Origin of the sequence: Paenibacillus rubinfantis, from assembly GCF_001486505.1 — a bacterium.
GTDB lineage: Bacteria > Bacillota > Bacilli > Paenibacillales > Paenibacillaceae > Fontibacillus > Fontibacillus rubinfantis.
Genome location: NZ_LN909064.1, coordinates 27,514 through 52,065, shown reverse-complemented (window position 1 = coordinate 52,065; position 24,552 = coordinate 27,514). Strand labels below are relative to the sequence as shown.

The 24,552-nt window shown below is 53.1% G+C and carries 25 protein-coding genes; 7 read left to right on the top strand and 18 right to left on the bottom strand.

Annotated elements, in window-relative coordinates; genetic code table 11:
• Positions 1-86: 86 nt before the first annotated feature.
• The 7 genes from BN3277_RS08695 to BN3277_RS08660 form a co-directional block, all read right to left on the bottom strand.
• On the bottom strand, positions 87-1,094 hold the full coding sequence (locus tag BN3277_RS08695; RefSeq protein ID WP_059041888.1) for a LacI family DNA-binding transcriptional regulator: 1,008 nt from the start codon (positions 1,092-1,094) through the stop codon (positions 87-89).
• A gap of 19 nt (positions 1,095-1,113) precedes the next feature.
• The gene (gene uxaC, locus BN3277_RS08690) at positions 1,114-2,526 is read right to left on the bottom strand and encodes a glucuronate isomerase (RefSeq protein WP_059041887.1); all 1,413 of its coding nucleotides are present in this window, start codon (positions 2,524-2,526) and stop codon (positions 1,114-1,116) included.
• A 439-nt stretch (positions 2,527-2,965) separates the two neighbouring features.
• Positions 2,966-3,745 carry a DUF3298 and DUF4163 domain-containing protein gene (locus BN3277_RS08680; protein ID WP_082691382.1) on the bottom strand — a complete coding sequence of 260 codons (780 nt, stop codon included), beginning with the start codon at positions 3,743-3,745 and terminating at the stop codon, positions 2,966-2,968.
• A gap of 130 nt (positions 3,746-3,875) precedes the next feature.
• Positions 3,876-4,922 carry an ABC transporter substrate-binding protein gene (locus BN3277_RS08675; protein WP_089153333.1) on the bottom strand — a complete coding sequence of 349 codons (1,047 nt, stop codon included), beginning with the start codon at positions 4,920-4,922 and terminating at the stop codon, positions 3,876-3,878.
• A 57-nt stretch (positions 4,923-4,979) separates the two neighbouring features.
• Positions 4,980-5,786: an ABC transporter permease gene (locus tag BN3277_RS08670; protein ID WP_059041885.1), complete on the bottom strand. Its 807-nt coding sequence runs from the start codon at positions 5,784-5,786 to the stop codon at positions 4,980-4,982.
• A complete protein-coding gene (locus tag BN3277_RS08665) occupies positions 5,783-6,634 on the bottom strand; it encodes an ABC transporter permease (protein ID WP_059041884.1) in 852 nt (283 codons plus the stop codon). Before BN3277_RS08665 ends, BN3277_RS08670 begins: the two co-directional genes overlap by 4 nt.
• Entirely contained in the window at positions 6,631-7,605 is a 975-nt protein-coding gene (locus BN3277_RS08660; protein ID WP_059041883.1) for an ABC transporter ATP-binding protein, read from the bottom strand. Before BN3277_RS08660 ends, BN3277_RS08665 begins: the two co-directional genes overlap by 4 nt.
• Positions 7,606-8,019: 414 nt before the next feature.
• On the opposite strand from BN3277_RS08660, the gene BN3277_RS25745 reads away from it, so the two are divergent.
• Both BN3277_RS25745 and BN3277_RS26295 read left to right on the top strand, forming a co-directional pair.
• The gene (locus BN3277_RS25745) at positions 8,020-8,190 is read left to right on the top strand and encodes a ribbon-helix-helix domain-containing protein (protein ID WP_187380049.1); all 171 of its coding nucleotides are present in this window, start codon (positions 8,020-8,022) and stop codon (positions 8,188-8,190) included.
• Between the two features lie 193 nt (positions 8,191-8,383).
• Positions 8,384-8,581, top strand: coding sequence for a DUF6809 family protein (locus BN3277_RS26295; RefSeq protein WP_330981634.1), 198 nt, complete (start codon positions 8,384-8,386; stop codon positions 8,579-8,581).
• Positions 8,582-8,655: 74 nt separating this feature from the next.
• On the opposite strand, the gene BN3277_RS08655 is transcribed toward BN3277_RS26295, so the two are convergent.
• From BN3277_RS08655 to BN3277_RS08620, 8 genes are all read right to left on the bottom strand, one after another.
• Positions 8,656-9,186, bottom strand: coding sequence for a hypothetical protein (locus BN3277_RS08655; protein WP_059041882.1), 531 nt, complete (start codon positions 9,184-9,186; stop codon positions 8,656-8,658).
• A 65-nt stretch (positions 9,187-9,251) separates the two neighbouring features.
• A complete protein-coding gene (locus tag BN3277_RS08650) occupies positions 9,252-10,007 on the bottom strand; it encodes an SIMPL domain-containing protein (RefSeq protein WP_059041881.1) in 756 nt (251 codons plus the stop codon).
• A 155-nt stretch (positions 10,008-10,162) separates the two neighbouring features.
• The gene (locus BN3277_RS08645) at positions 10,163-10,432 is read right to left on the bottom strand and encodes an HPr family phosphocarrier protein (RefSeq protein WP_009224994.1); all 270 of its coding nucleotides are present in this window, start codon (positions 10,430-10,432) and stop codon (positions 10,163-10,165) included.
• A 109-nt stretch (positions 10,433-10,541) separates the two neighbouring features.
• Positions 10,542-11,471 carry a DNA-binding protein WhiA gene (gene whiA, locus BN3277_RS08640; RefSeq protein WP_059041880.1) on the bottom strand — a complete coding sequence of 310 codons (930 nt, stop codon included), beginning with the start codon at positions 11,469-11,471 and terminating at the stop codon, positions 10,542-10,544.
• Positions 11,472-11,476: 5 nt separating this feature from the next.
• Positions 11,477-12,421 carry a gluconeogenesis factor YvcK family protein gene (locus BN3277_RS08635; protein WP_059041879.1) on the bottom strand — a complete coding sequence of 315 codons (945 nt, stop codon included), beginning with the start codon at positions 12,419-12,421 and terminating at the stop codon, positions 11,477-11,479.
• Between the two features lie 125 nt (positions 12,422-12,546).
• Positions 12,547-13,437: an RNase adapter RapZ gene (gene rapZ, locus BN3277_RS08630; protein ID WP_059041878.1), complete on the bottom strand. Its 891-nt coding sequence runs from the start codon at positions 13,435-13,437 to the stop codon at positions 12,547-12,549.
• A 271-nt stretch (positions 13,438-13,708) separates the two neighbouring features.
• On the bottom strand, positions 13,709-14,659 hold the full coding sequence (locus BN3277_RS08625; RefSeq protein ID WP_059041877.1) for an ROK family glucokinase: 951 nt from the start codon (positions 14,657-14,659) through the stop codon (positions 13,709-13,711).
• A gap of 347 nt (positions 14,660-15,006) precedes the next feature.
• Positions 15,007-16,290 (bottom strand): DUF438 domain-containing protein, encoded by a 1,284-nt coding sequence (locus BN3277_RS08620; RefSeq protein ID WP_059041876.1) that lies wholly within the window; start codon positions 16,288-16,290, stop codon positions 15,007-15,009.
• 205 nt (positions 16,291-16,495) lie between these two features.
• Between BN3277_RS08620 and BN3277_RS08615 the strand changes: the two genes are divergently transcribed.
• The 5 genes from BN3277_RS08615 to BN3277_RS08595 are packed head-to-tail and all read left to right on the top strand — an operon-like array spanning position 16,496 to position 21,009.
• Positions 16,496-17,176 (top strand): response regulator transcription factor, encoded by a 681-nt coding sequence (locus BN3277_RS08615; protein WP_059042687.1) that lies wholly within the window; start codon positions 16,496-16,498, stop codon positions 17,174-17,176.
• On the top strand, positions 17,173-18,579 hold the full coding sequence (locus tag BN3277_RS08610; protein ID WP_059041875.1) for a sensor histidine kinase: 1,407 nt from the start codon (positions 17,173-17,175) through the stop codon (positions 18,577-18,579). Before BN3277_RS08615 ends, BN3277_RS08610 begins: the two co-directional genes overlap by 4 nt.
• Before the next feature lie 60 nt (positions 18,580-18,639).
• Complete coding sequence (locus BN3277_RS08605; RefSeq protein ID WP_059041874.1) at positions 18,640-19,554, top strand: ABC transporter ATP-binding protein; 915 nt, start codon at positions 18,640-18,642, stop codon at positions 19,552-19,554.
• Positions 19,551-20,267 (top strand): ABC transporter permease, encoded by a 717-nt coding sequence (locus BN3277_RS08600; protein WP_059041873.1) that lies wholly within the window; start codon positions 19,551-19,553, stop codon positions 20,265-20,267. Before BN3277_RS08605 ends, BN3277_RS08600 begins: the two co-directional genes overlap by 4 nt.
• Before the next feature lies 1 nt (position 20,268).
• Positions 20,269-21,009: an ABC transporter permease gene (locus tag BN3277_RS08595; RefSeq protein WP_059041872.1), complete on the top strand. Its 741-nt coding sequence runs from the start codon at positions 20,269-20,271 to the stop codon at positions 21,007-21,009.
• 117 nt (positions 21,010-21,126) lie between these two features.
• On the opposite strand, the gene BN3277_RS08590 is transcribed toward BN3277_RS08595, so the two are convergent.
• The 3 genes from BN3277_RS08590 to BN3277_RS08580 form a co-directional block, all read right to left on the bottom strand.
• The gene (locus tag BN3277_RS08590; RefSeq protein ID WP_059041871.1) at positions 21,127-21,981 is read right to left on the bottom strand and encodes a carbohydrate ABC transporter permease; all 855 of its coding nucleotides are present in this window, start codon (positions 21,979-21,981) and stop codon (positions 21,127-21,129) included.
• A gap of 3 nt (positions 21,982-21,984) precedes the next feature.
• On the bottom strand, positions 21,985-22,956 hold the full coding sequence (locus BN3277_RS08585) for a carbohydrate ABC transporter permease (protein WP_059041870.1): 972 nt from the start codon (positions 22,954-22,956) through the stop codon (positions 21,985-21,987).
• 68 nt (positions 22,957-23,024) lie between these two features.
• Positions 23,025-24,431: an ABC transporter substrate-binding protein gene (locus BN3277_RS08580; RefSeq protein ID WP_232436367.1), complete on the bottom strand. Its 1,407-nt coding sequence runs from the start codon at positions 24,429-24,431 to the stop codon at positions 23,025-23,027.
• Positions 24,432-24,552: the final 121 nt, after the last annotated feature.

Genomic DNA, 24,552 nt, shown 5'->3' with positions numbered 1-24,552 from the left:
AACCGATCTCGCATCCCATATCCTGATAAAACCCGCCAGAGGATCCCTTCTGGCGGGTTTTTCGCATAAGTTACTTTTGCAGTTTTTCAGCGCAGCGTTCCCACCGACTCACGGCACACCAGCCGCGTGTCCAGCAGCACCAACTCCCCGACAGCCGAAGGCTCCTCGATCAGCTCCAGGATCTTGCGCGCCCCCATCCGGCTGAGCTGCTCAATCGGTCGCTGCACCGTGGTCAGCGGCGGATTCGTGTAATGCGAGAAGCCGATGTCGTCAAAGCCGACAACCGAGACGTCCGCAGGAATCTGCAGTCCCGCTTCCGCGGCCGCCTTCATCGCGCCAATCGCCATATCATCGTTGCAGCAGAACACCGCCGTTGGCCGTTCCTCCAGCGACAGCGCCATCAGCCGACTCATCGCCAGGTAGCCGCTCTCCACATCATAACGCCCCTCGATCAGCCATTCCTCCCGGACCTCCAAGCCAGCGGTCGTCATGGCGCGCAGATACCCTTCCTTGCGCTCCTGCGTCGATTTGTAGCCGGCGATCCCCTCGACCAAACCGATGCGCGTATGACCTTGCTCAACCAAATATCGGGTCAGCTCGTAAGCCCCTTCCCGGTCATTGGAGACAAAATTAACGATGCCCGGATCACCCACATTCCGGTTCAACACGACCAGCGGGATCTCTTGCTCGCGCACATGGCGGATAAACGTATCATCGCGTTCGCTTTGGCTCATCAGCAAGATGCCGTCGAACCGGCGGTGGTGAATCGAGCTAAATTCCTGAAAATCGTCGATCCCCCGCAGAAACAAGTTATACTGGACGCCAACCTCTTGACCCACGCCGCGAATCGCCTCCGCGAGGAAGCTGGAGGACGTTCCCTGGACCATGCTCGTAAAGAACAACCCGATCGTATGCGAGCGCTGCAGCACCAGGCTTTTCGCGTTGTAGTTCGGCACGTAGTTCAACTGCTCGGCGATCTCCAGAATTTTGCGTTTGGTCTCCTCCTTGATGAGCGGACTGTTGTTCAGCGCCCGGGAAACCGTCATATGCGAGACCTTCGCCAGCTTGGCGATGTCTTTAATCGTTGCGGACATGAAGCAGCGTCAACCCTTTCTATTGTTCCGGAAAAGCAAAATACCGCTGGGCATTCCCATAGCAAATATCAGTCACTATGCGTCCCAGCAACTCATAGTCCTTCGGCGCCTCACCGAGTTCGACCCAGTCGCCGAGCACATCGCACAGCAAGCGGCGGAAGTATTCGTGCCGCGTATACGACAGGAAGCTGCGGGAGTCCGTCAGCATCCCGATAAACTGCGACAATACGCCGAAGTTGGCCAGCGTACGCATTTGCTGGATCATCCCGTCCTTGTTGTCGTTAAACCACCAGGCTGTGCCGAATTGGATTTTGCCCGGCACGCCGCCGCCTTGGAAGCTGCCCATGATGCTGGCAAGCGCCCAGTAATCGTTAGGGTTCAACGAATACAGGATCGTCTTCGGCAGCCCGCCGTCCTGCTCCAGGGCGTCGAGCAGCCCGGCCAGCGCTTCCGCCAGCGGTCCGTCGTTGATCGCATCGTAGCCCGTATCCGGGCCAAGCCGCTTGAGCATCGCCGTATTCGTGTTCCGCAGCGCATGAATATGCAGTTGCATCGCCCACCCGCGGGCGGCATATTCCTTGCCGAGGAACTGCATCGTATACGATTTATACTTCCGTTCTTCCACCGGCGTTACGGAGCCCTTGCTCAGCGCCTTGGCGAAAATCGCCTCCACTTCCTTCAGCGTCGTCTCCCGGTATTCCAGCGTATCCAACGCATGGTCGGACACGCGGCCGCCGATCTCATGGAAGAAGTCGATCCGTTCGCGCAAGGCATCCAACAATGCCTCGTAGTTCGAGATCGCCTTCCCCGTAGTCGCCTCCAGCTTCGCCAGCCAAGGCTTAAACGTCTCGCGGTTGATCTCCAGAAACTTATCGGGACGGAAGCTTGGCAGCACGGCCGTCTCGAAGCCCTCCAGCTCCTTGATCTTCAAATGGTATTCCAGCGAATCCGCCGGATCGTCGGTGGTGCACACCACCGTAACCTTCGACTTCGTAATCAGGTCTCTTGCACCAAACCCTTCGTTTTGCAGCTTGGCATTGGCTTTTTCCCAAATCATCGGAGCGTTCTGCTCGTTCAGCAGCTCTTCAATGCCGAAGAACCGCTGAAGCTCCAGGTGCGTCCAATGGTACAGCGGATTGCCGAGCAACTGAGGCACCACCTTAGCCCATGCCAGGAACTTGTCGTAATCGTCTGCCCCTCCGGTGATAAGCTCCTCGTCTACGCCGCAAGCCCGCATGACCCGCCATTTGTAGTGGTCGCCGCCCAGCCAAGCCTCGGTCAGGTTGCGGAACGTCTTATTCTCGTAGATTTCCTGCGGACTCAAATGGCAGTGATAATCGATGATCGGCAGGTCCTTTGCGTATTGATGATACAACTTCTCCGCCGTATCACTGTTCAGCAGAAAATTTTTCCCCAAAAACTGTTTCGCCATGTTCCCGTTCTCCCTTCAATCAGATCCGTTACTCACGTATGTTCTTACTCACCAATGTTCACGTTAACATTATTCTGCTGATTCCTATTGTAACCGTTTCCCGGTAAAATGCAAGGAGATTTATCGGCGCTAGCAGGACGTAACCCGAAGTCTCCGTGTGTGCGCACCGTCGAGAGCGGAATGTTGTATTTCCTGCAACATTTTTGGGCCCGGATGGGCCCGCTGCGCCTTCATTGTTGTATTCCCTACAACATTTCCAGGCTCATCACTCCAGATGCCGCGATAATGTTGCACTTTATACAACAATTCAGCCTTGAATGCCCTGAACCCGGCAAATTTGTTGTACAAAATGCAAGATTTCACCGCCGCCGTGCCCCGCCTCGCCCACACAAAAAACCGCCCTCCCGGCAACCATCGGCCCAAGAGGACGGTAAAGAAATTAGCGTGTTTTGAAATCAAACGGATTCGTACCCGGCGGCAGCAGTTGGGAGAACGGGAAATGAAATTCCGGAAACCCAAACGCGTAAGGCACATAATCATACAGCTGGAAAAAGATCGTGACACCGTCCCCCTGCACAAAGTACGACGGATTCGGGCCAATCGTCTTGAAGTTGCCGAAGTACCCGTCGGTCTCCTGCAGCTGCTTGGCGATGGCCGGATCTACGATGCTGCGATAATTTGGGTTGGCCCGAAGCAGCTCGTCCAACGTCAACAGCTTCCCGTTATCCAGCCGGAACGTCAAGCCCTCTCGTACGGTAATGCCATGCGCCCCGCCAGTATAGGAGTACTGATCCTGGTACAGGCTCAGCACCCCGTCTTGGTTGTACGTTACCTTGTAGGCACCTACATATTCATAGGGGTTCCCGCTGGGCGTTGTGGGCTGCCCCGCTTTGGCTTCCTTCAGCGCGTTCGCCACAAACGTCTCCGCCTTCTCCTTGAACAGCTTGTTGATCTTCTTCTGCAACGATTTGTGCTTTAACCCGCTGATTTGCGGATAATCCACTTTGATCGACGCTTCGGGGATTTTCTTCTCGATCGTATGGTTCGTGATCTTCACACCTTGCCGCTCCTGCTGAAGTGCAGGTTTCGCCGCGTTTAGCCCCCCGCTGAGCTCCACCGGCGACGGCGGCGCCGCTTCGGCCGAAACAACGGCCACGCCAGAAATCATCAGGCCTGCGGTCATCAGCGAAGTCATCATTTTTACCGCATTACGCTTCACTTGTTATCGCCACCCTCTTTAAGTTAATACCTAAATTATGACCCTGGTGGCAAAAATTCATGTACGCAAAAACGCCAGCACGCCTTCCCCAATGGGAAGCGCCTGGCGCTTTCGCGGAAGCTAACCGAAATTACTCGCGGCCGCTCTTCAATTCGGTCCAGAACCGGTCGTACAGCTGCAGCTTGTCGCCCACGTCGCCAAGCCATTCGGTACGGGACAATTCGTCCTCCGACAGATTAATCATCTTGTCGTTCCGGTATTCCTCGCTGTGGAACTCCGTCGCTTTCGTGTTCGGATCGCTGTAACCGATCGATTCGTAGTTTTTCGCGCTCACTTCCGGATCGAGCATGAAGTTGATAAACTTCTCGGCCAACTCCTTATGCTTCGAATCCTTCGGAATCGCATAGTTATCCGACCAGATCGTGCCGCCTTCCTTTGGAACGACGTAAGCCACGTCCGGGTTGTCTTGCGCAATGTAGGAAGCGTCGCCCGACCATACGGTGGCGATCCAGCCTTCCTCTTGAATCATCTTTTGCTTGATGTTGTCGGTATCAAAAGCCAACACGCTTGGCAGCAAATTCTTCAAGTCCTCCACGGCAGCCGTAACTTCGGCTTCATCGGTGGAGCTGTTGGAGTGACCGGCTTTCTTTAGAGCCATGCCAATCACTTCGCGGTTATCGTCCAGCAGAATCACCTTGCCCTTGTACTCGGGATTCCACAGGTCTTCCCAGCTGTCGATCTCGTCCTTAACGTATTTCTTGTTGTAGGCAATCCCCGTCACACCAGAGGTGTAGACGATGGAGTACTTATTACCTGGATCATAAGACGGATCTTTATACGCCTCGGACACATTGGCGAAGTTCGGGATGTTGTTCATATCCAGCGGTGCCAACAAATCCTGCTTAATCATCGTCGCCACCATGTAATCAGACGGTTGAATCAGGTCGTAACCACCGCCGCCCGCTTTGATTTTAGCCAGCAAATCTTCATTGTTGGCGAACACGTCATAATTGATTTTTACGTCAAACTCTTGCTCGAACTGCTCCAGCACTTCCTCGTCAAAGTTATCCGCCCAGCTATAAATGTTAAGCGTCTCCTTCGACGATCCGCAGCCGGACAGCAACCCCATAACCATCAACCCTGCCAGCACGAGGCCGGCCCATTTCTTATTGTTCAATTCCCAATCTCCCTTCGGTTACGTCATTTACGAATCTATCAAGATGATCCAATGATCCTAGAACGGCAGCACGGATTGTTTCTTCTGGCCTTTGCCGCGATTCAGCGCAAATTGCGCCAGGAAAATCAAGGTGACCGTCACCAGGATCAAAATCGTACAAAGTGCGTTAATTTCCGGGGAAATACCCCGTTTTACCTGCCCATAGATATAAATCGGCAACGTGGTCGAATTCGGCCCGCTGACGAAGAAGCTGACCATGAAGTCGTCCAGCGACAGCGTAAACGCGATCAATGCCCCGGAGATAATACCCGGAGCGATTTGGGGCAACGTCACGTGACGGAACGTTTGCCACGAGCTCGCCCCCAGATCCTGTGCCGCCTCCTCCAATTGACCACCCATCCCGGAAAGGCGGGTGCTGACGACCACATAAACATAGGACAAGCTAAACGTAATATGCGCGATGATAATCGTCATTTTGCCCAGCGGCATATTTAATTGGTTAAACAGCACCAGCAAGGACAAGCCCATGATGATATCCGGAATAATAATCGGCAGGTACAGCAAGCCGCCCATGCCCGACTTCAAGCGACGTCCGATCTTCCGCATAGCTAGTGCAGCTAGCGTGCCAAGCACCGTTGAGATCACCGTCGAAACGATCGCCACGGTTAAGCTGTTGGCCAGGGCCTCCATGACATGACGATTGTCAAACAGCGACACGTACCAGTCAAACGTAAAACCGCTCCAATCGGCCGCCAGCCTGGAGCTGTTAAACGAGTAAGCGACGATAAACAGAATCGGCACATAGATAAAAATCATCATCACAACCGAATGAATCCCCAGCAGCGGATGGCTTTTGGTTTTCATGAACGCACCTCCCGCACCTTTTGATACCGGGATGTCATCGCCCGATTAAACAGCGCGATCAGAATCAACGACGTGATCACGAAAATCACCGACAGCGCCGAACCAAACGGCCAGTTGCGGGCCCCAAGGAACTGGCTCTGGATGATGTTGCTGATCATGGCCGATTTCGCCCCGCCCAGGATGTCGGTCACAACAAACATCCCGGTCGTCGAAACGTACACCAACACCGATCCGGTCATAATCCCGGACTTGGTTTGCGGCAACGTAATGTGCCAAAACGATCTCCAGCGCGTCGCCCCAAGATCGCTGGCCGCCTCCAGCAGCTTCTTGTCCATCTGCTCCAGCGCCACATAAATCGGCAGCACCATAAACGGAATAAACGTATAGACCATGCCGAGCAGCACCGCGCCTTTCGTGTACAGCATCTGCAGCGGTTCGTTGATCAGTCCGATACCCAGCAAAAGCTCGTTAACGATGCCCTGCGTGCGCAGCAGCAGCACCCAAGCGTAGGTGCGGATCAGGAAGTTGATCCAAAAGGGCACCGTAATCAGCACCAGGCCCCAGGTTTGCATTCTCGGGCCGGCATTCGCGATATAGTAGGCCAACGGGTAACTGAGCAGCAGGCACAACGCCGTGGTCAGCACCGATAGCACAATCGTATCCCAATAAATCCCCAAATATAACGGGTCAAAAAATAACGCATACGCATCCAGATTAAAGTCCAGCACCACATTGCCGAGTTCGTCGCGGCCCATAAAGGAGATGCCCACCACGATCAGCATCGGCACGACCAGGAACAGGCATAACCACAGGATTACCGGCAGCATGCTCAAGCCAGATTTCTTCATGATCCGATGACCACCTCGTCCTCCGGCTTCCAATCCACCCCAACCGTCTCTCCGATTTGCCACGTCCGTTCATCGTTTACGTCTAGCACGATGGAGACGGTCATCGGTTCGTTGTCGAGCTGCACGATCAGCTTGTGCACGCCGCCAAGGTATAACACGTCCAGCAACTCACCGCTGCGTTTCGTTTCGACGCCTTCGCCGCTTCGCAGGGCCTTGAGCTTCTCCGGCCGCACGGCAAACAACCGCCCGTCCCGGGAGAAGATATTGTTCTCACCAACAAAGGTGGCCGAAAACAACGTGGCCGGCTGTGCGTAAATTTCCCGCGGTGTGCCGATTTGTTCCACCTGGCCGCTGTTCATCACGACGATGCGGTCGGACATCATCATCGCTTCTTCCTGGTCATGCGTCACGTAGACAAACGTGATGCCCAGACTGCGCTGCAGCTGTTTGAGCTCGGCTTGCAGACTCTTGCGCAGCTGTAGATCCAGCGCGCCCAGCGGCTCATCCAACAGCAGCACCCGCGGCTTGTTGGCGATTGCCCGCGCGATGGCGACCCGTTGCTGCTGCCCGCCGGACAGCTGGTGCGGATACCGCTTGGTGAGCGCGGTCAGCTGTGTCATCTCGACCGCCTCCCGCACGCGTTCCTGCTGCTGCTTCGCCGGCATCTTTTTCATCTTAAGCCCGAAGGCGACATTCTCTTCCACCGTCATATGAGGAAACAAGGCATAGTGTTGGAAAACAAGGTTCAAATCCCGGCGATTGGGCGGCAAATTCGTCAGGTCCTTTCCGTCCAGCAGGATTTTCCCTGAGGTCGGCTGCTCGAACCCGGCGATCATGCGCAAAATCGTCGTCTTGCCGCAGCCGCTTGGGCCCAGCAAGGTGAGGAATTCCCCTTCCTTAATCGTGAGCGATAGCGGATGCAAGGCGACCTGTCCCGCAAAGTGCTTCTCCACCGCGGCCAGTTCTATCATCTTTGCATCAACTCCTTCAATGTAGGCTTGTCTTCCTAAGAAAAAAAAGCCATATCCATTGGTATGGCTTAACGGTCCTTGATCATTTTTTCGCATATTCACTATACCTTGTTTTGGCGTGGGTTACAATAGTTTTTGTTGGATCTTGGCGATCGACACCGGCTGGACAAATGAGGGAGATAGGCGGCCGATCTGTCCGGCATTTATGCGCTAACGCTTGCCACTCTGCTTATACGGGCGTTATCGCCGACTCGTAAACGCTACAATTGAAGTTCCCCGTTTCGGGCCAAATAGCGTCATCTTCAAGCGTTGCACTTTCCCACCGTTCCCTATAACTAACCTGGATATGTCTTTTGACTTTTGTCCGACAAAAATATACAATAATTATGTCCGGCAAAAGTAGGAGGTGAGTATTTGGCCGACAAGAAAATGGGGCGTCCAACCGACAACCCGAAGCCTAACAAAATTACTATCAGAATGGACAACGATACGCTTGAAAAACTGGATGATTACTGTAAAAACAACGATATTGAGCGTTCAGAAGGGGTTAGGCGAGGTATTCATCAGTTGGACGTGAAAAAATAAAAGGAAGCGGCGCCCTCTTAACCAAGACCACGCCACTTCCCACCCGCAATCACCTAAAAGGCAGACTGCATAAATATCCTACCATGTGCGGTCCCCCCTTTCAAGGAATTGCAAACGTAAGAGACGAAAGGATGGAGCGAATGAAAAGTATCTTGGAAGAACTTTTTAGCGGCGGTATTTACCGGACGAGCTCATCGTTTCAAGAAACCTGGAATATCGCCCATTAAATCGCAAAATATCCGAGACGATGAAAGTGTGGAGGGACAAGCTGCCCGAACACGACTTCCTAGAGCTCGAAGAATTGCTGGATTTACGCTCTCAAGCCGACTCCATGCACGCTGAAGCAGCCTTTATGTATGGATATAAACTGCCTCCTTGCACAACAAACTAAAGCACCTCGATTGGCAATAGACCTATCGAGGTGCTTTTTAGATGCTCATTGAAACATGACAAAAAAGGCTTACTCTAGAAATTCGGGATCACTTCTTCTTGAGATTCGGATAATATATAAACTTCTTCATCGCTTTTAGGTTGAGCAAAAATATCTTCAACAGTAGACAAGGACTCAAGAATCCTCAGTTGATCTATGCTAACTAACAAGTTGAACGTGTTGTATCCCACTTTCTCGAAGGTCATTTCGTTTCCAAAGGCCAATTTGATTTCTTCACTAAATTTTTCTTCAAATTCATCACCGTGGGGCAAATAGACTTGCACCGGAATTTTCGTCTTCACGTCATCCAACTTGGAAATTTCCTCTTGTAAATTCAATCGGATTTTTCCTTCTTTTTCAATCTTTAATTCCTGCGCATTCCCATTTAACCCTCTTGGTTGCATTTGCTCCAATTGAACTACATTAGACTTCACAGATTCTTTCAAAGCTTTCTTATTGATTATTGATGGCTCGATATGCAGTTGAGATGTATCCCCGTAGGCAAATGACATGCTGGAAAAAATAACTGTAAATGTGAGTAAAAACACTACATGTTTTTTCAGCATTTCAAATCACCTTTCCATGAAGTAATGACTTGCCCAGACCCCAACTTCCAAGGGTTCTGCGCCCCCTATTTCAGCTCATACATCACGGTTAACGTCGTTTGCAGGTCGATTTCGCCCGGTTCCACCGGCGTGCTCGCTGCGGAATCCGCCGCGGCCATTTCCATCATTTTATAATTCTGCGTGAAGATCGGTGTGCTGGCACTTGCCTGGCTGATACTGAGCACGATGCCCACTTGGCGATTCGCGGCTTTCGCGATCGATGCCGCCTTTTTGTTGGCGTCATTCATCGCCTTTTGGATCACTTGATCTTGGTACTGATCCGGATTTTCGGTGCTGAAGCGGATATTGTCAATCCGGTTGGCTCCCGCCGCGGAGGCTGCATCCAGCAGCTGTCCGACCTTCGCCAAATCGCGGTAAGTCACCTCGAGCGAATGTTGGGCGGAGTATCCCTTGATTTGCTGCCCCTCCTTGTCGCTATACGTATAATTCGGCTGAACGTAGAATTGGCCGGTTTGGATATCCTTGTCGGCAATCCCCCAGGTCTCCTTCAACAGTTTGGTCAGGGCGGCCACTTTGGTCGCGTTGGCGCTTTGGGCTTCCTTGGCTGTCTTCGCTTCCGTCACCACGCCGATCGACAGATACGCCACATCCGGCTTCACGGACAATTCCCCGCTGCCCACCACCGTGACTACATTCTTCTGCATCTCGCCATCCGCATAAACCGGCACCGGCGCGTTAAGGGCACCGCTTACAAACATCCCTCCGGTAATCAACGTTCCAGCAACCAGCAGCGAAGCCGCCGGCTTTAACCATGTTTTCATCTTCATGACCTCCAATATTTTTTTTGATAAGCCCTGGTAATTTACCCTCTAAACGCAAACCGCGGACAAATGTTGCAGCTCACGCAAAAAAAGGATGATTCCGCAGAAACATCCACGGAAACATCCCCTTGTTCCGAAAGGCTAAAAACCAGCGTTTACTGGTTCTCCAGCTCCTCTTTGCTGACCAAATTGATTAAAGCGTTTGCAGCCTGCTCAGCATCCGCACCCTCCGCGCTGATGTAAATCTCGGTGCCAGTACTGATCGCTAAGCTCATGATCCCCATAATGCTCTTGGCATTGACCTTTTTATCGTCTTTTTCAACGAAAATCTCTGAAGAATATTTATTCGCTTCCTGAACGAAAAGCGCAGCCGGCCGGGCGTGCAGCCCCGTCTTCAAACGAACGGTAACCGGGTGTTTAACCATGAAAACTTACCCCCTATACGAATTCAATCCATTTCGTCACATTCGTAGACATTATAATTTCTATCATTATAGCATACGGAGTACAAAAGACACTAGCAGCAAAACCAGTTTAGCTCCCGCGAATTTTTTCGGCAAGCTCGTCGATCTTGCGCAACCGGTGGTTCACCCCTGATTTGCTGACCGTTCCTTTCAGTAGCTCGCCCACTTCCTTCAGGTTCATATCCGGGTGGGCCAAGCGGACCTCAGCGACCTCCCGCAGCTTCTCCGGCAAGTTCTCCAGACCCACTTCCTTCTGCAGCAGCTTGATGTTGTCGATCTGCCGGACGGCAGCCCCGATCGTTTTGTTCAAGTTGGCCGTCTCGCAGTTCACGATGCGATTCACGGAATTGCGCATGTCGCGCATGATCCGCACGTCCTCGAATTTGAACAACGCCTGATGCGCGCCGATGATGCTGAGGAGCTCGATGATTTTTTCGCCTTCCTTGATGTAGAAAATAAACCCTTTCTTCCGCTCGATGCAGCGCGCGTTCAGATGAAACTCGTTCGCCAGATCAACCAGCGCCTGGCAGTGCTCCTCGTACATCGAGGCAATCTCCAGATGGTAAGACGATCCCTCCGGATTGTTGACCGAACCGCCGGCCATAAACGCCCCGCGCAGATAAGCCCGTTTACAACAGTTTTTCCGGGTCAGCTCCGGATTAATCCCCGGGTTAAAAATAAACCCTTCGGAGACGATTTTCAGCTCCTTCAGGATCTCCTCCACCCGAGCCGGAATGCGGACGATGTACACGTTGTTTTTCTTGAGGCGCATCTTTTTGCGGACCAGCAGCTCCGTGTGAATTTGGAAATGCTTCTTCAGCAAGGAGTAGATCCGCCTTGCGATCGCGGCGTTTTCAGTGGAGATATCCAAAACGATCTTTTTGTTCGAAACCTGTACCGATCCGTTCATTCGGATCAAGGCGGATAATTCGGCCTGCTCGCAGCAATCTGAGGCTTCGACCATCGTCAGCTCTTTTTTGGTTTGCGCCGCAAAAGACAAGGGACTCACCTCTTTCGTAAAATCCAGTTATCAACCAGTTGGTAAATATGATGGCTTAATTTATCGGCATCATGCCGCAAATATCTACGGAACAACACCAGCGTATCGGCGATGACCTTGTACCCTTGACCGGTCACGTTATCCCAGTCCACCTGGACGGGCTTGGCGCCTTTCTCCGCGTAAAAATCCTGAACCTGCGGCGGAATTTCGCCGTCGTTGACGATAACGTAGTCGAACAAATGCTTGCCGACGTGATTGTACACCGCCTGCAAGTGATCGCTTACGGTATAATCATCCGTCTCGCCCGGTTGGGTCATGACGTTACATATGAATATTTTGATCGCGGAGGTATTTTCCAATACGGCTTCGGCCAGCTTGGGTACGAGCAAATTCGGAATAATGCTGGTATACAAGCTACCCGGTCCGATCAGAATCGCGTCGGCCTCCCGGATCGCCTCAACGGCCTCCGGCAACGGCTCAACCTCCTCCGGTTCAAGGAAGATCCGCTTGATCTTGCCCCGGACTTCGGGAATCTTGGATTCCCCGGTCACAATCGTGCCGTCTTCCATCTCCGCATGCAGTACCACCGCTTGACCGGCAGCAGGCAACACGCGCCCGCGAACGGCAAAGACGCGGCTGAGCTCGCGCACGGCTGTCACAAAATCGCCGGAAATGTCCGTAATCGCCGCTAAAATCAAATTACCCAAGCTATGGCCGGCCAAGCCCGAACCCGATGCAAACCGGTAATTCAGCATATCCGACAGCAACGGCTCGACGTCGGCCAGCGCGGTTAATACGTTACGGATATCGCCGGGTGGCGGCATTTGTAATTCGTTGCGCAAAATCCCGGAGCTGCCCCCATCGTCGGCTACAGTTACGATAGCCGTGATATCGAGCGGTTTCTCTTTCAACCCGCGAAGCATGACGGATAATCCCGTGCCTCCGCCCATCACGACGATCCGCGGAACTCTAGTCTCCTTAGCCCGATGTATCACTTGATTCACCTCTTAATGAGGGTTCAAGAAGAGATCGGAGCTTCCTCTTGAATGGCCTCTATACTTGCAGGGGAGCTTGCTCAGCGGTCCCGGCCTTCGTCGCGATGACTGACGCGAACCGTTTCCGTTTCGCTGACGCCAAGCATCCGGCCCAGGTATTCGGCGATCGCAACCGAACGGTGTTTGCCGCCGGTGCAGCCGATACCGATGATGACCTGGCTTTTCCCCTCTTTATGGTATTGCGGCAGCAGGAAATGCAGCATATCCAGCAGCTTGGCCAGGAACGTCTGGGTCTCCGGCCACTTCATAACATATTCATATACATCGCTGTCTTGTCCCGTGTGCGGACGAAGCTGCTCGATGTAATGCGGGTTCGGTAGGAAGCGGACGTCGAACACCAAATCGGCGTCAATTGGAATGCCGTATTTAAATCCGAAGGAAGTAATATTCACCGATAAATTGCTGCTCTCCAGATGCGAGAAGCGGGAAATGATCTTCTCCTTCAACTGCGCCGGCTTCATGTTGCTGGTATCGATCACTTGGGTCGCCGACATCCGCAATTCGTCCAGCATTTTACGTTCCAGCCGAATGCCGTCCAGCGGCATCCCGTCCGGGGCGAGCGGGTGGCGGCGGCGGCTTTCCTTATACCGTTGCACCAGAATCGAATCGGTAGCATCCAGGAACAGGATTTCACATTTGATGGTGAAATGCTCCTTAATGTAACCCAGCGACTCCGACAGCGCCGTGAAGAACTCCCGGCCGCGCAGGTCGATGACGAGCGCAACCTTGGCGATTTTCCCTTTGGACTGCTCAATCAATTCGGCGAATTTGGGAATCAGCACCGGAGGCAAATTATCCACGCAAAAAAATCCGAGATCCTCCAGACTGCGTACGGCCAGCGATTTGCCCGCCCCCGACATGCCCGTGATAATGATCAGATTGGCGACCGAACCTGTTTCCTTCTCCGGCATTGTTGTTCCCTCCTCGCGAAATTCTCCTTGTCCTATATTCTAATTATAACGGACCGGAATGACCTTATTTGCCGTTTTCCCGGCCATTTCCCGCTGTAACGGACCCCAGAGACCTTATCGGGCTCTGAGGACGGCCATTGAGCTGCATTTCCCGCAAATAAGGTCTCCTAGGTCCGTTAGAAACGGTTATCCGTCCACGACAGTAAATAACGACTCTGGTGTCCGTTAGATGCTTCGTGATTGAAAGACAACCTCTTGAACTAGCTTATGATTAAGAGCGGAGGAATAAGCCGGCAGCGCCAACCATCCCCGCATCATTCCCCAGCGTAGCCGGCACGATTTGCATGCCGCGTTGCACCGGTTCCGGTGTCAATTTGGCGAATACGCTGCGAACTTCGTTAAACAGAATGTCGCCTGCTTTGGATACGCCGCCGCCGACGATAAACAATTGCGGATTCAGGACGACCGCCACGGCTGCCATCGATTTACCCAGGTAAAATGCCGCACGGTTCACGATGCGGATCGCCGCTTCGTCACCGGCTTTGGCCGCGTCAAAGACGTCCTTAGCCATGATGTTCTCCACAAGGGACAACGACGTCCGGTCGCCGCGCGCCACGGCGTCTTTGGCCATCCGAATAATACCGGTTGCCGAAGAAACGGTTTCCAGGCAGCCCATTTGTCCGCAGCCGCAACCGATCGCTTCCAGGTCCGGTACAACGGACATATGCCCGAGCTCGCCGGCCATCCCGGAGAAACCTTGATAAATTTTGCCGTTAATGATAATCCCGCCGCCTACGCCGGTGCCCAGCGTATAGCAAACGCAGTTCTCGATCCCTTTGCCGGCGCCGCCCCAGGCTTCACCTAACGCCGCGACATTGGCATCGTTGTCTATTTTGATCGGCTTGCCCAGTCGCTGTTCCAAAATCTCGCGGATCGGGAAGTCCTTCAAACCTACATTCGGCGCCAAAATAATGATCCCTTCGCGGACATTCGTAAACCCGGCCACGCCGGCGCCTACCCCTGCCACCTGCTCCCAGGCGAACGGCGATTCCTCCACGACGCGCCGGACATACTTCTCGATGTTAGCGACGATCGTATCCGCACCCTTATCGACTTCGGTCGGGCCTTCATACGTATGAAGAAGCTGGCCTTCCTCATTGCAAATGCCGACTTTGACTGCCGTACCGCCCAAGTCAACGCCAATGTAGATTTTATCAGACATGTTCACAAGCCACCTTTTTTTAAATAATAATAGAATTACGTGTCCATACGTGCAAAAAGGCCATTCTCGATCCATCACCGCGCTGTCCGCGCCATGACTGAAAACGCCTTCGCAAGTAGTTTTCTCCTACGTACCAACTATAAGCGAACCCTTCGGTTCGGTCAAGAGAAGGGAAGAAACGGCAATCCCAATAGCGATAAGGGATTATGCGTAAATGATGTAGATCACAGACAGGCCTCAGCCGCCCGATATTCCACCATTTCCCTCCACAAAAAAACCGGCATTCGCGGGAGGCGAACGCCGGGTGTCAGCCGGGAACCAAAAACAACCGGAGGGGAAGCCGATGTCTAGGACAAGATTCGTTTTTGCCCTTCCAGCTCGCGGATGGGAGCGATGTTCTGCGTGAACTCAAGCGTTCCCAGATAACGACCATCCTCGCTGCGTACGGCGAAATAGCGGATGTACACGAATTTATCCTTCACCGGGATCCAGAAATCCTCGGCATCTTTCCGCCCCGCCTTAAAGTCCTCCAACAGCTGGTTGACGACATGGACGCTTTGCGGCGGGTGGCAGTTTTGCACGGTACGGCCGATGACCGCCTTCGTCCGGGCAAAGATCCGCTCCTTGCCATGCGAAAAATACCGGACGACATCGTTCTCGTCAATAAACGTCAGGTCCACCGGGAGATGGTTCATCACCGCTTCCAGTTGCTCCATCGAAAGGACGCCGGTCTCGAATTTCACGAAGCCTTGCGGAACTCCTGTCCCCGTGCCCGTATCTGTACCTTGCGGTGCGGCTCCTTCCCCCTCTTCGTCCGAAATCGTCAGCGGCACGCGCTCCGGAATCCATTCACGCTCCGGCGCGGTCAAGCAGAAGCCGATCTGATCGCTTTCCCGGGCAATGCTGACCCATTCGTCTTCCGTTAACTTTTCCAGGGCCATCGGCAGTAAAATATTCTCTTCCTTAAAGATCATCTCGTTGACTTCCTTAATGATCCGTTCGATGTCCATAATGACGGTCTCCCGGTCCGCGCTGCCGTCCACCAGCTTGCCCTTCGTTTCCTTAATCATCATGCGGATACCGTCGTCCACGCCCCACATCACCTTGGTTGGGCCGTAGATGCCGTACTTCTCCAGATACGGGAATAGGAGGTTTTCTTTGCGGCTGTAGTGCTTGTCGAGGTCCAGAAGCAGGCTTAAATCCTCCAGCAGCTTAAACACCAGCTCGTCGCTGACGTCTTTCCGGTACTTGTCTAGATGCAGCTGCAGCTTGAAGTTGACCAGCCGTTCGATTTCTCGATTCTCCAGCTTGAAGGTATGCACCGGGTGACCCGGCTGCTCCTCCGGCTTGGACGAGCGGTGGATGTCCTCGATCGAGCCCTTAAAAATCGCCGTATGCACCGAGCACAACCGTTGAACCTCCTCGACCGGAATCCCTTCCTCCTCCATCAACGCATGCTCCATCGCAGAGATTTCCGCAACCGTTACATCGCCAACAGCTGATTCAAACCGCGCCTTCACTTCCTCCACGCTTTTCCCCTCATGCAGCTCCTTGATGATCTCCTTTAACAACTGCTGACGGCGGCTTTGTTCCGGTGCGCCCATTTCCCGATTATTGATCAATTCGCTCATTGCTCAAGCCCTCCTTATATAATCAACCGCATGCCGCTCCGTGTTGTTCTGATAACTCTCGTTGATAACCATTCTCAACATCAAGGTAGCATAGGGAAAATGAGCAACTTGTGATTGCAATCACAAATTATTCAAGCGAATCGTGTATACTCCCGTTTCTTTTTGCTTCGTCTTTTGCCAAAATAGAAACAGGAGGAATGCTATGATGCCTATTACGAACTTGCTATATATTGAAGACGATCTCGAAATCGGAGAATGGGTGAGCTCCAACCTGCAGGACCGTGGATATGCCGTTAATTGGCTAAAGAGCGGGGAACAAGCCGTGGAGAAGGCCGCCGACTGCCAGCTTGTCATCCTCGATGTCATGCTGCCGGGTCTGGACGGGTTCACGATAGGAGGACGGTTAAAGCAGCAATACCCGGAGCTTCCGGTGCTCATGTTGTCGGCCCGAACCTCGATCGACGACAAGCTGCAGGGGCTCAAATTCGCCGACGACTATTTGACGAAGCCGTTCCATCCGGACGAGCTGGCAGCCCGAATCGAGGTGCTGCTGCGCCGCAGCGGGGGTTCCGCTGACCCGGAACCGCTGCGTCTTAAGCATTTGCTGGTGTATGAGAAGGAAAACCGGATCCTCGATCAGAACACCGGCGAAGAAATCGTGTTAACCGGCAAGCAGTTTCACATTTTTGCCTACTTGCTGCGCCATCTCGGGCAAATCCTGACCAAGGAGCAGATCTACGAGGCGGTATGGAACGAGCCGTACCTAGACGGGGACAAAACCTTGATGGTCCATATCCGCCATCTGCGCGAGAAGCTGGAGCAGGATCCCGCGAATCCCGAAGTAATCGAGACGATCCGGGGGATCGGCTATCGGGTGAGAGCATGAAGTTCCGACCGGTTCGTAAATTCCGTAAATCGCTGCTGACGCGATACGTCCTGATCCTGGTGGTGGCCTTCGTTTTTATCCCCGTCCTTATTCCGGTTAGTTTTCTCGCTTCATGGAGCGTTAATTTATTGATGAACCCGGATCAGGTGATCCAGAACAAACGCCCTTACGGCACAGGGAACGACATCGAATCCGCTTGGCACCAAGCTGCCGCCGAGCTGAAAGGGGCTTCCCCCGAAGCGGTCGACAGTAAGCTCCGAGAGCTGAAGAAGCGGTATCCCGACGCTGCACTTTATTGGGTCAACACAGCCGGCCAGACTCGCCTGCAATTGCCCGAACAGGAAACGGTGCCCAAACAGTGGTCCCTGGAGGACACCATCGCTTTTATGAAGCAACGCGTGGATGCCGACCCTTTTACGGTCGTTGCTTTTATTGGCGGGGACGAACAGGCTAAGCAAGGCTTCATGGTACTGGAGCTTCCGCGTAAATTTATGGTGATCCAAGCCGACGGCCGGTCAAGCGACAGCCGTTTTTACGGCGTATTTTTAGCGATCTTGCTGGGGGCGTTTGTACTGCTGTCCTACCTGTTCTTCAGCGACATCCGCAAACGGCTGCTGCGTTTGGAAGCCGGGATGACCCGCCAGGGCCCCGACGGGCTGCCTTCTCCTATTCAGCAGGGGCGTGCGGACGAAATCGGCCGATTGGAGCAAGCCTTTAACGATATGGTGTTCGAACTGAAGGACAGCCGCCAACGGGAACACGAGGAAGAAGAGCTGCGCAAAAGTCTCATCAGCCACCTGTCGCATGACCTGCGCACGCCGCTGACCGTCCTGGGCAGCCACTTGTATTCACTCCGCCAGGAGTCCTTAACGGAGCAGGGCCAGCAATCGCTGGCCTTGATGGAGACGAAAATCAGCGATTTATCCGGCCTGATGGACCATCTATTATCGTACAACCTGCTCTCCAGCGGACGGTATGCCATGACGATCGAGCGGCTGGATGTGCTGCGGCTGGTGCGGGAGAGCGCTGCTGCCTGGTACCCGGTCTGGGAGAAAGCCGGTATCACCGCCGATATTGAGTTGCCCGAGGAGCCGCTGTACTGGAAGATTGACGCCCAGGGCTTCCGCCGAGTCCTGGATAATCTGTTTCAAAACCTGGTTCGCCATGCCGGTTCAGGACGTTATGCCGGGATTGCAGTAGAACCCCGGGGTGGTGCCAGAGCCCTCGTCATCAGCGACCAGGGCCCCGGGATGCAGGCCGTTTCCTCCGCCTCAGGAGCGGGGTTAGGCCTGCAGATCGTAGATCTGCTGCTGCGAGAAATGGGGCTGGCCCGGGACACGGTATCCACAGATACGGGAACCAAAGTATATCTTTATCCCTCTCAAAAATTAAACGAATCTTAAACTTCCCCTGGCTTTGTCTTTAACCTCCGGACGATATGATCATTTCCGAGGTGATAAATCGTGAGTGAAATGATCATTCAAACGGAAGGCTTAACGAAAAAATACCGCGGCCGCGCCGCGGTAGACCATTTAAACCTGGAAATCGCTAAAGGGGACATCTACGGTTTCCTCGGGCCCAACGGCGCCGGGAAAACGACAACGATCCGCATGCTGCTTGGCTTAATCCAGCCGACTTCGGGTTCCATTCACATCTTCGGCAGCGAGCTGCAGCGAGACAAGCTGGCGATTCTGCGCCGCATCGGTTCGCTGGTCGAATCCCCTTCTTACTACGGGCATTTGAGCGCCATCGATAATTTGGAGGCCATTCGCCGCATTCTTCAGGTGCCGAAGTCACGTATCGATGAGGTGCTGGACATCGTCTCGCTGACCAGCGAAGCGCGTCGGCCGGTAAAAGGCTTCTCCCTCGGGATGAAGCAGCGCCTGGGTATCGCAGCGTCGCTGCTCGGCCATCCCGAGCTGCTCATTCTGGATGAGCCCACCAACGGGCTGGACCCGTCCGGCATCCACGAAATCCGTGAATTGATCAAGAGCATGCCGCAGAAGTACGGCATCACCGTGCTGGTGTCCAGCCATCTGCTCGGCGAAATGGAGCTGATGGCCAGCAAGGTAGGCATCATCCGCGAAGGCCGGATGGTGTTCCAGGATACGATCGACAATCTGCGGCTGAGATCAGCACACGACATGGAGCTTGTCGTCTCGGAGCCGGATCAAGCGCTGTGGATTGCCCGCGATCTGGGCGCAGTTGGCAAGCTGCAAAGCGGTACCCTTTCGTTCCCAGGCATGGCCGACGCCCAAGTCGCCCACCTGGTCAAACGGCTGGTAGAAAACGGACATTCCATCTACCGCGTGGAGCAGAAGAAGAAATCGCTTGAGGATATCTTCATGCAGGTGATTGGGGAGGGGGCCGCGGTATGATGTTGCGCTCCCTCTCGGCCGACTTCCTGAAGATCCGGCGCAAAGGCATCTGGTTCCTGATCTTTCTCGCGCCGCTTGGACTCGTTACCATGCAGGCGCTGAATTACGGGCTGCGCTTTGATTGGATGATGAAGCAGCACGCCAGTGATCCGTGGGGCGGTCTACTGGAAAACATCTCGTTTTTCGTCCCGATCGCTTTATATCTCGGCTGTACGCTAATTAGCTCGTTGGTCGCCAATGTAGAGCACCAAGTGAGCTCTTTAAAGCAGCTTCTGGCTCTGCCGATCACCCGAACCGCGGTGTTTAGCGCCAAGTTCCTGCTGTGCTTTCTGTTGCTGTGCGTATCGTGCGCGTTGTTATCAGCCGCCACGGTGACTCTGGGGCTGATCTTTGGCTTCGACCTCTCCGCGCTCCCTTATCTGGATTTAGCACGCCAGGGCTTTTATCCGCTGTTTGCCGCGCTTCCGCTGTTGGCCTTGCAGCTTTGGCTGTCGCTGGCGTATCGCAATCAGGCGCTTCCGGTATCCCTTGGCGTGACGATCTCAATTATTTCACCGTTCACGATGAATCTGTCGGAATGGTTTCCGCTGAACTGGCCGTTATTCGGGTTCTTCGGCCCGCACCGCGAGTGGTTCGTAGCCGCCGGCCTCGCCGTCGGAGCGGTGATCCTGCTGATCGGGCTCATTCATTTCAACCGAAAGGACGTGGACTAAGATGAGAACCTTCCTGAACGTCCTGGCCGCCGAACGCCTCAAGATGGCACGATCCCGCGTGTGGCTCGTCCTCTTGGCCAGTCCAGCGTTGTCCGCCTTAATCGGCGTCCTGCTTGATCTGCCGGACAGCTTAGATGCAAGAGCCTGGCCGCTGCTGATCAGCGGCATGTCGATGCTGCACGCGCTCCTGTTCCTGCCGATCATGTCCGGCCTGTTCCCGTCGTTCCTGTGCCGTTACGAGCACACCGGCGGCGGCTGGAAGCAGCTGTTGGTACTGCCTGTCTCACGCAGCGCGGTGTACCTGGCCAAGTTTACCGTCACCCTTGGGCTGCTGGCCATCTCTCAACTGCTGTTCTTGGCCGCGCTGCTGACCGTAGCGCTAGTCCAGGGCATCACCGGGCCATTCCCTTGGGGAATGATCGCCACCAGCCTGATCGGCGGACTGGTTGCCTGCTTACCGCTGGTCGCCTTGCAGTTGGGTGTATCGCTGGTGTGGTCCAGCTTTGCCGCCCCGCTGGCGGTGAATGTCTCGCTGACGATCCCGAACCTGCTGATCATCAATTCCGATAAGGTTGGCCCCTTCTACCCGTGGGCCCAGCCGCTTCTGGCCATGATGCCGCGCGGTCAAGCCGAGTACGGCGCCTTCAATCTCCCCTACGAAAGCCTGTTGATTACAGTTCTGGGCAGCTTCCTGGTGTTCCTGGTAGCCGGCATGTTGTACTTCCGACGCAAGGCTGTGTAACGCAACGACAAAAAGCCTGTAGATTAGCCGGATGAGCCTTCCACTCATCCTAGCCAATCTACAGGCTTTTATTTAATAGGGGAGGTTATTACGAACTGACTGGCTACGGGTGCTGGTTTATTCTTTAACGCCACCCAATGCAACACCGGCAATGATATACCGGGACAACAAGAAGTACACGATAAACAACGGCAACGCCGTCAGCGCAAGCCCCATGTAGATGGAACCAAACTCCGTCTTGTAAATATCGCCGCGCAGCAAGCTGACCATAATCGGCATCGTATATTTACTCTTATCCGTCAACAAAATGAGCGGCATAAACAGGTTGTTCCAGTTGGCCACAAAGGCAAAAATCGCTTGCGTTGCAATCGCCGGCATCATCAGCGGCAGGATGATTCGGTTAAAGGTTCTGAATTCCCCGGAACCATCCACCCGCGCAGCCTCTACGATCTCCAACGAGAGGGTTGCCAGCAGGTATTGACGCATGAAGAACACGATCGCGGGTGCCGCAATCGCCGGCAAAATCAATGGTAATAAGTTATTCGTCCAATGCAATTTATACATGAACTGATAGAAGCCGATCGAGCTCGCTTGAGCCGGAATCAGCATGACGCACATGATAAAGGTAAAGAACGATTGACGCAGCTTCCAATTATAAGCCACAAGCCCGTAAGCGGTCAGGGATGAGAAATAAACCGCTAAAGCCGTCGCCGATGCTGAAATAATAAACGAGTTTAAGAAGCCTTGGATAGGATCAAAGCTCTTGTCTAACAACACCCTCAAGTTGCTCATCATGTGACTCGAAGGAATAAGCGAGAGACCGCTTTGGATTTCCGCCGTGGAACGTGTAGCGTTGACAAACATGATCCAGAACGGCAAGATACTCAGAATCGCCAACAGAATACATACGACATAAACAATCGTCCGATTAATTCTAAGGGCTACGGCACTGCCTTCTTTAATTTTTTCCATGGCTTAGACCTCCCCTCTAGCTGCCGCACGTTCAGCTTTTCTTTGTTCTTTAAGGACCTTTTTCAATTTCGCTGCATCACGGTCCCGCATCAGGTAGAACAATACGGCGGACAGAAGTGCTGCGACGATGAACAGAAGCATACTTGCCGCTGCAGCGCGGTTGTACAAATAGCTTCCTTTAAACGCTTGCCCATAAATAAACATCGTTGTAGTCAGCGTGGAGTCGTCCGGTCCGCCTTGCAGGAACAATTGCGGAATATCGAACATCGTCAAACCGCCGATCATCGACGTGATTAATGTATACAGCAAGATCGTACGAAGACTTGGCAACGTGATTTTAAAGAAGGTTTGCCAACCGTTCGCACCGTCAATGGATGCAGACTCGAAGAGCGCCGGGTTAATGCCCATAACGCCTGCCACCAGAACGATCATGGTGTTCCCGTACCACATCCAGAATTGAATAAAGGAAACAATCCCCCGCGCCGTCGTCTTATCCTGAAGGAAATTGATCGGTGCGTCCGACCACCCTAACAAATGGAACAAACTGTTGATTGGCCCCATCGGGTAAGCAAATAAAGAGCTAAAAAGCACTGCAATCGTACTTGCAGTGATAATATTCGGCATATAGAGCAGGATCTTGAACGCGCCTTGTCCTTTAACGTTCAGGCGTTTGTTCGTGAACCATGCGGTGAGAAGAAGCGCAAGTGCGATCTGCGGGATAAAGTTGATAACCCAGAGCAGACCTGTGTTAATCAATGATTTTTTAAACGAGGCATTCTCAAAAATGAGATCTCTAAAGTTCTGAAAAGGGTTATCCAAAATTTCTAATGGTTTAGGGATGATCCCCTGCATGTTCGTAAATCCGATAACAGCCGTGTACAAAATGGGATACAGTGAAAAAACCAAAAATGCCAATACAAATGGCAATGTAAAAATGTAGCCGTATCTGGAATAGTTGACACCTTTGCGGCGCATGCTCTCACCTCTTTCATGGATATAAAGGGGCGGGTTACTCCCCGCCCCTTCGCATCTCCTGCGTATTCTTATTCGCTGTCGATGCCAAGTTGGTCTTTCACTTGTTGTTTGAAGGTTTTGATCGCGTCGTCACGGGATTTGTTGCCTGCCGTGTATTCACGAACTTGATCGCGCCACAGTTTGTTGATGGTTTCGTCGTATTGCGTCAAGTTCTTACCGGAAGCGTTCGCGTTCGCCGGAACGAATACGTCAAACATGTTTTGACCGCCGAGTAATGGAACTTCACCATTCGACTTCGACATAACCACGGAGGAAGCTACGCTATCCTTCGTTCCTGCTTCGCCCTCTTTCATCGTACCGTTAGCCCAGAAATATTGAAGGCCAGTTTCCGAAGTATCCAGGGTAATCCAGTTAATGAAGTCAGCAACTGCTTTCTTCTTCGCTTCGTCTTTCGTTACGTCTTTGTTAGCCAACAACCAAGTGCCGCCCCAGAAGAAGCCTGTTGGTGGTTCAGTTACGGCCCAGTCCCCGTTCGTATCTTTAACTTGCCCATTCATAACGTAGTTGATCAACCAAGCTGGTCCAAAGAACCCGAAGATCGGTTGAGCGCCGGAGCCGGACATATCAGCATACCAAGCTTCCGTCCAGTCCGTTGTATCGTTGTGGAAACCGTTGTCCTTCAACTTCTTGGAAAGATCCAGGAACTCTTCGCGTTTCGGATCGATATGCAGTTTGCCGTCGACGATCCAGCCCTTGTCGGAGCTGTTCTCGATCGCATGCCACATGTCGCCGTCACCAGATACGATGCCGTAGCCTTTAGCTTTCAGCTTCTCAGCTGCCGAGAAGAATTTATCCCAACCAGGACCAATTTCGGTTTTGATCGTTGCTGGATCATCCGTTCCGAAAACGTCTTTCGCCAGCGAACGACGGTAGATGAAAGCGCCGCCAGTTGCTTGGTAGCCAAGGCCTTTCAACTCGCCGTCTTTGCTACCGATATCTACGGAATACTGAGCGATGCCTGCATCCTTAACCATTTGGTCAGTCAAGCCCAGGTCAGCGTAGTTCGCTGCATACCCGGAAGCATCACCTTGTGTATACTTCAGGACAAACGCGGCTTCAGCTGCATAAATGTCCGGAGCGTCTTTGCCGCCGCCTGCGAGAGCTTGGTCAAGCGCAGGTTGGTAAGCGCCATCCGTTGTTGCGATAACCGTAGTTTTGAACTCAACGTTCGCGTCCGGATGCGTTTCCAAATATTTTGTCGTCATATTCGGAATTTCGTCCGTAAAGCTCCACAGATTGATGGTAACCTTTTCACCTTTAGAACCTGTACCTGCGGAAGAATTCGTTTCCGTTGGTGTCGTGTTCGAGGACGACTCATTCTTGGAGTTGCCTCCGCAAGCCGTGAGGGCTGTAGTCATCACCAGCAATGCAGAGATCCCGATCAACAGGTGTTTCATACGTTTCATGCGTTTCATGCTTTGCCTCCCCTTTTTGTGTATTTCTCGGTATTTTGTAACCGCATTCATATTTTAATACATCTTGCCCCACTCCATAAGTAAGCGCTTATTGGGAAAAGTTCAACTATTTTTGGGTCTT

Coding starts and splice junctions, on each gene's coding strand:
- BN3277_RS08695 (WP_059041888.1), bottom strand. CDS start 1,094: ATGTCCGCAACGATTAAAGACATCGCCAAGCTGGCGAAGGTCTCGCAT.
- uxaC (WP_059041887.1), bottom strand. CDS start 2,526: ATGGCGAAACAGTTTTTGGGGAAAAATTTTCTGCTGAACAGTGATACG.
- BN3277_RS08670 (WP_059041885.1), bottom strand. CDS start 5,786: ATGAAAACCAAAAGCCATCCGCTGCTGGGGATTCATTCGGTTGTGATG.
- BN3277_RS08665 (WP_059041884.1), bottom strand. CDS start 6,634: ATGAAGAAATCTGGCTTGAGCATGCTGCCGGTAATCCTGTGGTTATGC.
- BN3277_RS08660 (WP_059041883.1), bottom strand. CDS start 7,605: ATGATAGAACTGGCCGCGGTGGAGAAGCACTTTGCGGGACAGGTCGCC.
- BN3277_RS08655 (WP_059041882.1), bottom strand. CDS start 9,186: ATGCTGAAAAAACATGTAGTGTTTTTACTCACATTTACAGTTATTTTT.
- BN3277_RS08650 (WP_059041881.1), bottom strand. CDS start 10,007: ATGAAAACATGGTTAAAGCCGGCGGCTTCGCTGCTGGTTGCTGGAACG.
- BN3277_RS08645 (WP_009224994.1), bottom strand. CDS start 10,432: ATGGTTAAACACCCGGTTACCGTTCGTTTGAAGACGGGGCTGCACGCC.
- BN3277_RS08635 (WP_059041879.1), bottom strand. CDS start 12,421: ATGGGCGGAGGCACGGGATTATCCGTCATGCTTCGCGGGTTGAAAGAG.
- rapZ (WP_059041878.1), bottom strand. CDS start 13,437: ATGCCGGAGAAGGAAACAGGTTCGGTCGCCAATCTGATCATTATCACG.
- BN3277_RS08625 (WP_059041877.1), bottom strand. CDS start 14,659: ATGTCTGATAAAATCTACATTGGCGTTGACTTGGGCGGTACGGCAGTC.
- BN3277_RS08620 (WP_059041876.1), bottom strand. CDS start 16,290: ATGAGCGAATTGATCAATAATCGGGAAATGGGCGCACCGGAACAAAGC.
- BN3277_RS08615 (WP_059042687.1), top strand. CDS start 16,496: ATGCCTATTACGAACTTGCTATATATTGAAGACGATCTCGAAATCGGA.
- BN3277_RS08610 (WP_059041875.1), top strand. CDS start 17,173: ATGAAGTTCCGACCGGTTCGTAAATTCCGTAAATCGCTGCTGACGCGA.
- BN3277_RS08600 (WP_059041873.1), top strand. CDS start 19,551: ATGATGTTGCGCTCCCTCTCGGCCGACTTCCTGAAGATCCGGCGCAAA.
- BN3277_RS08595 (WP_059041872.1), top strand. CDS start 20,269: ATGAGAACCTTCCTGAACGTCCTGGCCGCCGAACGCCTCAAGATGGCA.
- BN3277_RS08590 (WP_059041871.1), bottom strand. CDS start 21,981: ATGGAAAAAATTAAAGAAGGCAGTGCCGTAGCCCTTAGAATTAATCGG.
- BN3277_RS08585 (WP_059041870.1), bottom strand. CDS start 22,956: ATGCGCCGCAAAGGTGTCAACTATTCCAGATACGGCTACATTTTTACA.
- BN3277_RS08580 (WP_232436367.1), bottom strand. CDS start 24,431: ATGAAACGCATGAAACGTATGAAACACCTGTTGATCGGGATCTCTGCA.